The sequence below is a fragment of the Leptolyngbya sp. FACHB-36 genome (genome assembly GCF_014695955.1).
Lineage (GTDB): Bacteria > Cyanobacteriota > Cyanobacteriia > Leptolyngbyales > Leptolyngbyaceae > FACHB-36.
In genome coordinates, this window is record NZ_JACJPG010000602.1 from 1 (window position 1) to 8,444 (window position 8,444).

Sequence of the window (8,444 nt, forward strand, 5' to 3'; positions counted from 1 at the left end):
TCCACGATTTTCTGGCGCAAGTCGAGCGAGTACGATTTCATGACAGCTAGCTTGAAAATGACAACTTTACATTACCCTGCTTTGTACTTCACTAGCCTGGAAAAGGCTGTAACACGCTTAACCTGTCGGTGGCTGCCGTTGAATCAGAGACAGCAAAAAAGTTGTGTCAATGACTTTGAATTGAATTAGCGCCACAATTAGTACGGTATAGGCGGTCGAAGACAGTAGTCCCGTAATCAAATCTTTTCTGGAGTTCCGCGACGACTGATTCTGGATCACATCCATTGCGCCAAACTGCATCATAACAACGCCAACAATATTAGAAATCCAGTAGCCCGCGATCGCACCCGGCACCAGCAGCTTAGGGGAAAGCAAGCTGCACAGGTAGCCGAATCCATAGGCGATCGGTAAATTAAACACTAAATCGTTCCACCAGCATAAAGGCGAGAGCAAGTAGCCAAGGAGCAAAAGCAATCCGCCTCTCAGTCGTTTTAGCACGAGGTTTGTTCCTACCGCATTGGTCTAGAGTTAGCCATAAATGAGCCGCCGGAAAATCCCATAGTCCGGTAGACTTATCGTAATTTAATTCGCGTGTCAGTGTCTAGAGCCACCCGATTAGCCAGGTTATCTGTCGTCTAGGCGTGGCGCACGCGCAGCGATCGCCAGCTTACCAACCTGCTTCGATATGAGATCTGCCCGCACCCTATCTGTTGCCAGTCAGTTAACGCTCGTGATTCTACTGGTCATGCTGCTGTCTGCCTCCTTTGCAGTAGTCAGCGCGGGCAATCGAGGGGTGCTAATGCAGTTTGGTAGTGTGCAAGACACGGTTCTAGGCGAGGGAATTCATCCAATTATTCCGTTAGTCAACACGGTAAAATCGCTGAGTGTGCGAGTGCAAGAACAAGAGATTTCGGCGGAAGCCTCATCTAAAGATCTCCAAGAAGTCTTTACCGATGTGGCATTAAACTGGCATATTATTCCGCAAGAGGCAAATGCTATCTTTCAGCAAATCGGCGATGAGGTGGCAATTATTGATCACATCATTGATCCTGCCGTTGAAGAGGTGTTGAAAGCCGTGATGGCGCAGTACACGGCTGAGGAAATTATTACCAAGCGGGGAGCCGTCAAAGCGGCAGTTGATGATCAACTCAAGCTGCGCTTAGCCAACTACCACATTGATGTGGATGACATTTCTCTGGTTCATGTCCGGTTTTCTCAGCGATTTCGGGATGCTGTAGAGGCGAAACAAGTGGCAGAACAGGATGCGAAACGGGCAGAATTTTTGGCGCAGCGAGCCATGAGGGAAGCTGAGGCAAAAGTTAATTTGGCAAAGGGTGAAGCCGAAGCTCAACGCCTAATCCGCGAAACGCTGACGCCTGAGTTAATACAGAAACAAGCGGTCGATCGCTGGAATGGAAACCTGCCGCTTTTTGTGGGTGAGGGCAGTCTAAAACTTATAGATTTAAACAAATTGATTGATTCGAATAGCTCTTCGGTATTTAGCGTCAAAAAGTAGCGCCAGCGATCGCGCATTCCCCCATTGATCGTGATGCAGAGCTAACTGAAATAAACCGTTAGAAAGTGAGCCGCAATGTTTCGCGTTGAGTTTAGACAGTATCTTCAAACCGTTCTTAACCGAATAGAGCCGCTGCTGGTTAGTCGCTGGCGATCGCTTTTAGGTGTTCTGCTTGGAGTTGCGCTGCCGCTGCTGGTGTTTCAACTGTTGGCGGTAGAAGTCTGGCGAACTCAGGCAGGACTACCGTGGGATGTTGCAGTGCTGATGGCGGTTCATAGCCAGTCCCGACCGGACCTCGATCACGTTGCCGTGATTCTGACTGGATTGGGTACTCGCTGGGGCGTGTTTCCCGCCTCGGTCGGGATTGGGCTAGTACTGCTGGGGCGGCGTCGCTGGCGATCGCTGCTCTATTGGTCGGTCACGCTGCTGGGCTGCGGCTGGATTAACCGTTTAGCAAAAACCCTGATTCATCGCGTCCGTCCTGCCCTGTGGCAGTCGCCCCAGCCAGAGCTTGATTTTGCCTTTCCCAGCGGACACGCGATGTCGAGCATGACCTTTGTGGTAGCGCTGGTGATTGTGCTGACGGGTAACCGCTGGCAGCGGTTGGTGGGGGTGTTGGGCGGGCTGTTCGTCGTCGCGATCGGGTGGACGCGGCTCTATCTTGGCGTTCACTTTCCCAGCGATGTTTTGGCGGGTTGGATGGTCGCGCTTGCGTGGGCGATCGGCGTCAGTTTGCTAATTAGACCGACTCAAGCAGGTCCCAAAACGCTACTGGAACCCACCACGGAAGTGAGTGATCAGACTTCTAACACGTAGATGACCTGAACGCGGTTATTCAGTCTTGCCAAGCTGCCACCGGACCTCCCCAACTAGATGAAGGAAGCCGCTGGAGAATCGACAGTTTGCGGCAGTCGTGAATCCGCTATCCTAAAGAAAGCATTAAGTTACGTAACGCGGTCCGCTCCCCTATCAGCCAATCTTTATGAAATGCATCATCGATCGCCGCGCTCAGTTCTCTGCCAGCCATCGCTACTGGCTACCTGAACTGAGCGAAGCCGAGAATCTTGCGCGGTTTGGTGCTTGCACCAACGAGAAAGGACATGGACACAACTATGTACTCTACGTATCGATGGCAGGCGACCTTGATGAGTACGGCATGGTGCTTAACTTGTCAGATGTCAAGCACGTCATCAAGCAAGAAATCACCAGTCAATTGGATTTCTCGTTTCTCAACGACGTGTGGCAAGAGTTCCAGGAAACGCTGCCCACAACCGAACACATTGCACGAGTGATCTGGCAGCGACTTGCACCCCATCTCCCACTGGTCCGCATTCAGCTTTTTGAACACCCCGAACTTTGGGCAGACTACTACGGAAATCACATGGAAGCTTACCTCACCATCAGTACCCACTTCAGCGCGGCGCACCGCCTCGCCCGCCCAGATCTCAGCTACGAGAAAAACTGTGAAATCTACGGCAAGTGTGCTCGCCCCAATGGACACGGACACAATTACCATCTGGAAGTCACGATTAAAGGCGAGATCGATCCCCGCACGGGCATGATTGCTGATCTGGTTGCGTTTCAGAAAGCCGTGGATGATTTTGTAGTCGAGCCATTCGACCACACCTTCTTGAACAAAGACATTCCCTATTTTGCAGAAGTGGTTCCAACCGCTGAAAATATTGCCGTGCATATTCGCGATTTGCTGAAGCAGCCGATCGCTGAAATTGGTGCCCACCTGCATAAGGTCAAGCTGATCGAAAGCCCCAACAATTCCTGCGAGGTTTACTGCACGGAGCCATTATCTCTAGCTCATCCAGCCGCCCAGCGCGAACCCGCACTGGTTCAGCCGTAGGAGCCAGCCGCGATTCAAGATTCATAAATCTTTTGGCGTAGTTACTTGCGCGTTGCAACAACGTGCTCTAGACTTGTCTGCCTAGTAGCTGGATGTAGGGATGGAGTTCCCTAGCCCCTAGTCCCCAGCCTCTAACCTCTGTGAATCTTCGCTTCCTGATTCCTTTCTTCGACACGGATGCTCAAGATTGGGCAGCTGAGGCACGTTGGCTGCGCTGGCTAACGTTTCTCTGGCTGACGATCGGTCTAGCCGTGATGTTCTCGGCATCGTTTGCGATCGCGGATGCCGAAAACGGCGACGGGCTGTACTACTGCAAGCGACAGGCGATCGGAATTCTGCTGGGGCTGATTGGGTTCAACCTCGTTGTTCACGCTCCCCTGCGTTACATCCTAGGACTGGCAGACTGGCTGCTGCTGCTGATTTTGGGGGTGATTGTCGTCACGCTGCTGCCAGGAGTTGGGACGCTGGTAAATGGGGCAACTCGCTGGCTCGTCGTCGGTCCATTTCTGGTGCAGCCTTCAGAGCTGATCAAGCCGTTTCTTGTGCTGCAAGGTGCCCGAATTTTTGGGCAGTGGGACCGTCTGCGCTGGGCAGTGCGGCTAACCTGGCTCGGAATTTTTTGCGTCGTTCTCGTGGCAATTTTGCTGCAGCCGAACCTGAGTACAGCGGCGCTGTGCGGCATGATCCTGTGGCTAATCGCCCTAGGAGCGGGCTTGCCTTACGTCTACTTGGGCAGTACAGCAGGAGCCGGAGTGCTTGTGGCGGTGTTGAGCATTAGTCTGCGCAGCTACCAGCGACGCCGCATTATGTCGTTTCTAAATCCGTGGGCAGACCCACAGGGCGACGGCTATCAGCTCATTCAAAGCATTTTGGCAGTTGGGTCTGGGGGCATGTGGGGAACTGGGTTTGGCTTGTCGCAGCAGAAGCTGTTTTACCTGCCGATTCAGTACACTGACTTCATCTTTGCTGTGTTTGCTGAAGAGTTTGGCTTTGTTGGTAGCCTGCTGCTGCTGGTAATGCTGGTGGCATATGGGACGCTGGGGCTAAAAGTAGCGCTGAAGACGCTGAATCCTGTGCATCGGCTGGTGGCGATCGGCATTACGGTCCTGATGGTGGGACAATCGCTGCTGAACATTGGTGTTGCGACAGGTGTGCTGCCAACGACAGGCTTGCCGCTACCGCTGTTTAGCTACGGTGGCAGTTCAATGATTGCCAGTCTGCTGGCGGCTGGGTTGCTGATTCGGGTAGCGCGGGAGGGCAGCGAAGCGAAAGTTGTGCCGCTGCATCAGGAGGAATTGGATCGTTCAGGTCGATCGCCGTTGCGTCGTAAGTTCAATCGGGATGAAGGCGCAATCCGGTGATAGCGTGGCGGCTGGAACGATCCCCCCTTCACTCAGCCAATGAGTTGGCATGAATCTAGCCAGCTTGTCCATTCGCCTGAACCTTGAACCAATGCTGACCCAAACCATTAGTCGTTTGAGCAGTCAACGTCACAGTAGATACCCGTGGTGTTTCGTCTCATTTGTGCTGCTTAGCAGAGCGGCACAGAGCACGAGGAGATGCTTGATTGTAGCTAGCGATTTGGATACGACTGTTCAGTTAATTGTGTTTACCTACTCAATTCATTCTCTGCTCAAACCATAATTCTGGGAATTCTGCGTGATGTATCAAGCATACGCATCAAATGATACAAAGGCACACCGCAATTTCTAGGGAATTTCGATTCGTTACGATTCCCGTTACAGCGACGATCGCCGTCGCCTCTCTCCCAGCGCTACAATGACAGATCGACGCCGCGCTGTAATTTCATCATGATTGACCTCTCATCCGCTCTAAAAGATCGCCTGTCTGCGCCCCTCAAGATTGGTCACTTCGAGGTGAACAGTCGCGTGCTGCAATCGCCGCTTTCTGGAGTAACGGATTTGGTGTTTCGGCGACTGGTGCGGCGTTACGCCCCCGACTCCATGATGTACACCGAAATGGTCAATGCAACTGGATTGCACTACGTCAAGCAACTGCCGAAGATCATGGAGGTAGACCCGAACGAGCGTCCCATCAGCATTCAGCTATTCGACTGTCGCCCAGACTTCTTAGCAGAAGCGGCACAGATGGCAGTCGAAGAAGGCGCAGACACCGTAGATATCAACATGGGCTGCCCAGTGAACAAAATCACCAAAAATGGGGGCGGTTCATCGCTGCTGCGAGAGCCAGAGGTGGCAGCGGCGATCGTTCGATCGGTCACAAATGCCGTCAGCGTGCCTGTAACGGTAAAGACTCGCATTGGCTGGACTGACAAGGAAATCACGATTTTGGACTTTGCGAAGCGGATGGAAGACGCGGGCGCAAAGATGATCACGGTTCACGGGCGCACTCGTGCTCAGGGCTACAACGGTCCGGCGAAGTGGGAGTGGATAGCGCGAGTTAAAGAGATTCTGTCGATTCCAGTCATTGCGAACGGCGACATCTTCTCGGTAGAAGCGGCAGTGCAGTGTTTAGAGCAGACCGGAGCTGATGGGGTGATGTGTTCGCGCGGCACAATGGGCTACCCCTTTCTGGTCGGGGAAGTTGACTACTTCCTGAAAACAGGGCAGCAAAAAGTGCCTCCCACCGCGATCGAGCGATTGCACTGCGCCCGCGAACATCTGCAACTGCTGTGGGAATACAAGGGCGATCGCGGTGTGCGACAAGCGCGGAAGCACATGACGTGGTACTCCAAGGGATTTGCTGGAGCCGCCGAACTGCGCGGACAGTTAAGCACGATCGAAAACGTACAGCAAGGCTTGGATTTGATTGATCAAGGAATCGATCGGCTGATTGACCTTGATGCAGCTAGCTCAGACGCCCAAGCGCTACTTGCAGTTGCGGGATAACGCACAATCGATCGCCCATGATTACTGCTCATTTCACCGGAATCTCACTCTTCTGACGGAGTGGGCAGTCCTTTCTCTAGATAGAGCGCTATCTACTTAAGAAACGGCTAAGTTAGACACAACTTAAGTAGGCCTTCGACTTGAGTTCTGGTACTTCCCTAATGGAAATTCTCAGAGTCATCTACTAACAGGTTCCCTGTCTTAAATCTAGATTCTGCTTTGACAATTTCTGACAACTAATTATGAGAAACTTAAACGATTCCGACTCCTATAACCGCGATAACTATCCCGCAACTGGTGATTTGTCTGAGACTGGAGGACGCCGTCCTGAGGCGGTAACAAGTCAACCAGTGACTCCTAATCGGACTGCTTATCGGGATGGTTACGTGCAGGGACGATCGGTGGAGCAGCACCGCACTGAAGTCTCTCAGGAAATTCGGGACAATGATAACGCTGCCCGTGGGCTAATCATGGGAATTCTACTGACAGGGCTAGTTGGCCTTGGCGTAGCAGCGACTTACTTTTTAACGCAGCGCAACGAAGCTCCGGTTAACCGAACGATCGTCGTTCCTAGTGCCGCTCCGTCTCCTGCACAATCGCCTCAGGTGCGCGATCGCATTATTGAGCGCGATCGTGTTGTGCCTGTGCCCGTGCCTCAGGAACCTGCTCCTGCTCCCAACGTAAATATTACGGTTCCCAGTCCTGCACCGCAGGCTCCAGCTTCGTCAGCCCCGACTCAAACGGCTCCGGCTCAGACGGCTCCTACCGAAGGACAAAGCGGTACGGCTCCGGAAGGAAGTGCTCCAGCTCAGGAGAGTACACCGTCATCAGACGCTCCTGCTGCAAGCCCGTCTGGGTCAGGTTCAGCTCAATAACAGATTTGTTTTACGGCGTCTTCAGGTTCTCTCTGGGTTTATTGCCTCCGCCAAGTGCGGGGGCTTTTTTTTCCTATTTTCAGTCAGCGTTACCGGTGGACGATCGAGCTTCGTCTGCTGCTCTGTCATGGGCAGGGTGAGCGACGGCTTTTAGTTTGCAGTAAAACTCGGACGATTCTGGTGCGGGAGTGAACCGATGGATAGGAGATTTGCCATTGCTTGGAACGATCCACTGGGGATCGTAGAGTGAAGCACGCTCAGAAGGGGGGGTTTCGGGCGGCACTACCAAGGGCAGAGTCTCATTCGGCGGATCACGGTTTTCCAACTCATCAACGCTGTGTTCGTCTGATTGCTCGTCCGGTGGCACGATCGTGTCGTTATAAGCTGCTACCTCTAAGCTCGTGGTAGCTGATTCCGAGGCGGCAATTTGTGAGGTAGCAATTTGTGAGGGAGCGATTTGTGAGGGAGCTGTTTCACTCTGTGGTTCAGAAATCGATCGGCGTCTCAAGACATCCAGAAACGGGTAAGTTGGCGCTGAGGTCGATCGAGGGTTGACGCGAGCAAAATCTCCAACGCCTAAACTGCGAGGAAATTTGCTGCACACTAAGCGCTCAAATTCGTGATTGAAGTGATAGGAAGGCTGACCGCGGCGCTGCCAAAACGTCAAGATCTGCTCTACTGAAACTGCCTTGTAGCGTCCTTGGTAAAGTGCTTCGATTGAGGCTAGCCTGACCCAGTTGTCTGGATAGCGTTTCAGCCAGCGGGCAAGCAGTTCATCTACCGTGTAGCCACCCAGTTCAAAGCTGTAGTGACACAGCAAATTTGCCGCATAGGTGGCAGCAGCAGAACTTAATTGCTCGATCGATCCGTTGGCGTTCTCTGTCATAAGCGTTACAAGCTAGGAAGCGCTGAAGCCGAATGCACAGGGTCAGCGCACCCTCGTTTCTGATATTTCAAGCGTATCGCTTGCGTTAAAAAAACTCATTCAATCCTAATCAGGTTTGGCAAAAACTCAACTTGGCACCCTTGGCTGATTCATAAAATTGCCTTCATGTTGCTTCTGGATTCGGTTAGCCATACTTTCGATCGCCGCCATTCTCGGAAGCTACTAACCAATCACCTGCGAACCTACCGTTATTACGCGCAACCATAAGCGTCTTAAGCCTTTGGTACCTAATTTTGAGGTAGTGTCTCCCATTTAGGAATTGTGCATACCCCTCTTTGGTCACTATAGTGAGAGAAATCTAGAATGAGGATAGAGAGTTTCAAGGTGCTCTAGGATCTATGTCTGCTTCAAGAGAGGCTCGACCCACGATTCGTTTTGTGGA

The 8,444-nt window shown here is 52.4% G+C and carries 8 protein-coding genes; 6 read left to right on the plus strand and 2 right to left on the minus strand.

The window, feature by feature from the left end; genetic code table 11:
* Nucleotides 1-117 precede the first annotated feature (117 nt).
* The gene (locus tag H6F43_RS17865; protein ID WP_190344064.1) at nt 118-498 is read right to left on the minus strand and encodes a hypothetical protein; all 381 of its coding nucleotides are present in this window, start codon (nt 496-498) and stop codon (nt 118-120) included.
* Nucleotides 499-685: 187 nt separating this feature from the next.
* Between H6F43_RS17865 and H6F43_RS17870 the strand changes: the two genes are divergently transcribed.
* The 6 genes from H6F43_RS17870 to H6F43_RS17895 all read left to right on the plus strand — a co-directional run bounded on the left by H6F43_RS17870 (nt 686) and on the right by H6F43_RS17895 (nt 7,116).
* Complete coding sequence (locus tag H6F43_RS17870; protein WP_190344065.1) at nt 686-1,516, plus strand: prohibitin family protein; 831 nt, start codon at nt 686-688, stop codon at nt 1,514-1,516.
* Nucleotides 1,517-1,591: 75 nt separating this feature from the next.
* Nucleotides 1,592-2,332 carry a phosphatase PAP2 family protein gene (locus H6F43_RS17875; protein ID WP_190344066.1) on the plus strand — a complete coding sequence of 247 codons (741 nt, stop codon included), beginning with the start codon at nt 1,592-1,594 and terminating at the stop codon, nt 2,330-2,332.
* A 166-nt stretch (nt 2,333-2,498) separates the two neighbouring features.
* The gene (locus H6F43_RS17880) at nt 2,499-3,371 is read left to right on the plus strand and encodes a 6-carboxytetrahydropterin synthase (protein WP_190344067.1); all 873 of its coding nucleotides are present in this window, start codon (nt 2,499-2,501) and stop codon (nt 3,369-3,371) included.
* 140 nt (nt 3,372-3,511) lie between these two features.
* Nucleotides 3,512-4,732 carry an FtsW/RodA/SpoVE family cell cycle protein gene (locus H6F43_RS17885; RefSeq protein ID WP_190344068.1) on the plus strand — a complete coding sequence of 407 codons (1,221 nt, stop codon included), beginning with the start codon at nt 3,512-3,514 and terminating at the stop codon, nt 4,730-4,732.
* Between the two features lie 450 nt (nt 4,733-5,182).
* On the plus strand, nt 5,183-6,241 hold the full coding sequence (gene dusB, locus H6F43_RS17890; RefSeq protein ID WP_190344069.1) for a tRNA dihydrouridine synthase DusB: 1,059 nt from the start codon (nt 5,183-5,185) through the stop codon (nt 6,239-6,241).
* A 242-nt stretch (nt 6,242-6,483) separates the two neighbouring features.
* Nucleotides 6,484-7,116: a hypothetical protein gene (locus H6F43_RS17895; RefSeq protein ID WP_190344070.1), complete on the plus strand. Its 633-nt coding sequence runs from the start codon at nt 6,484-6,486 to the stop codon at nt 7,114-7,116.
* 79 nt (nt 7,117-7,195) lie between these two features.
* Here the strand turns inward: H6F43_RS17895 and H6F43_RS21900 are convergent, their stop codons facing one another.
* Nucleotides 7,196-8,002: a hypothetical protein gene (locus H6F43_RS21900; protein ID WP_199290424.1), complete on the minus strand. Its 807-nt coding sequence runs from the start codon at nt 8,000-8,002 to the stop codon at nt 7,196-7,198.
* Nucleotides 8,003-8,444 lie beyond the last annotated feature (442 nt).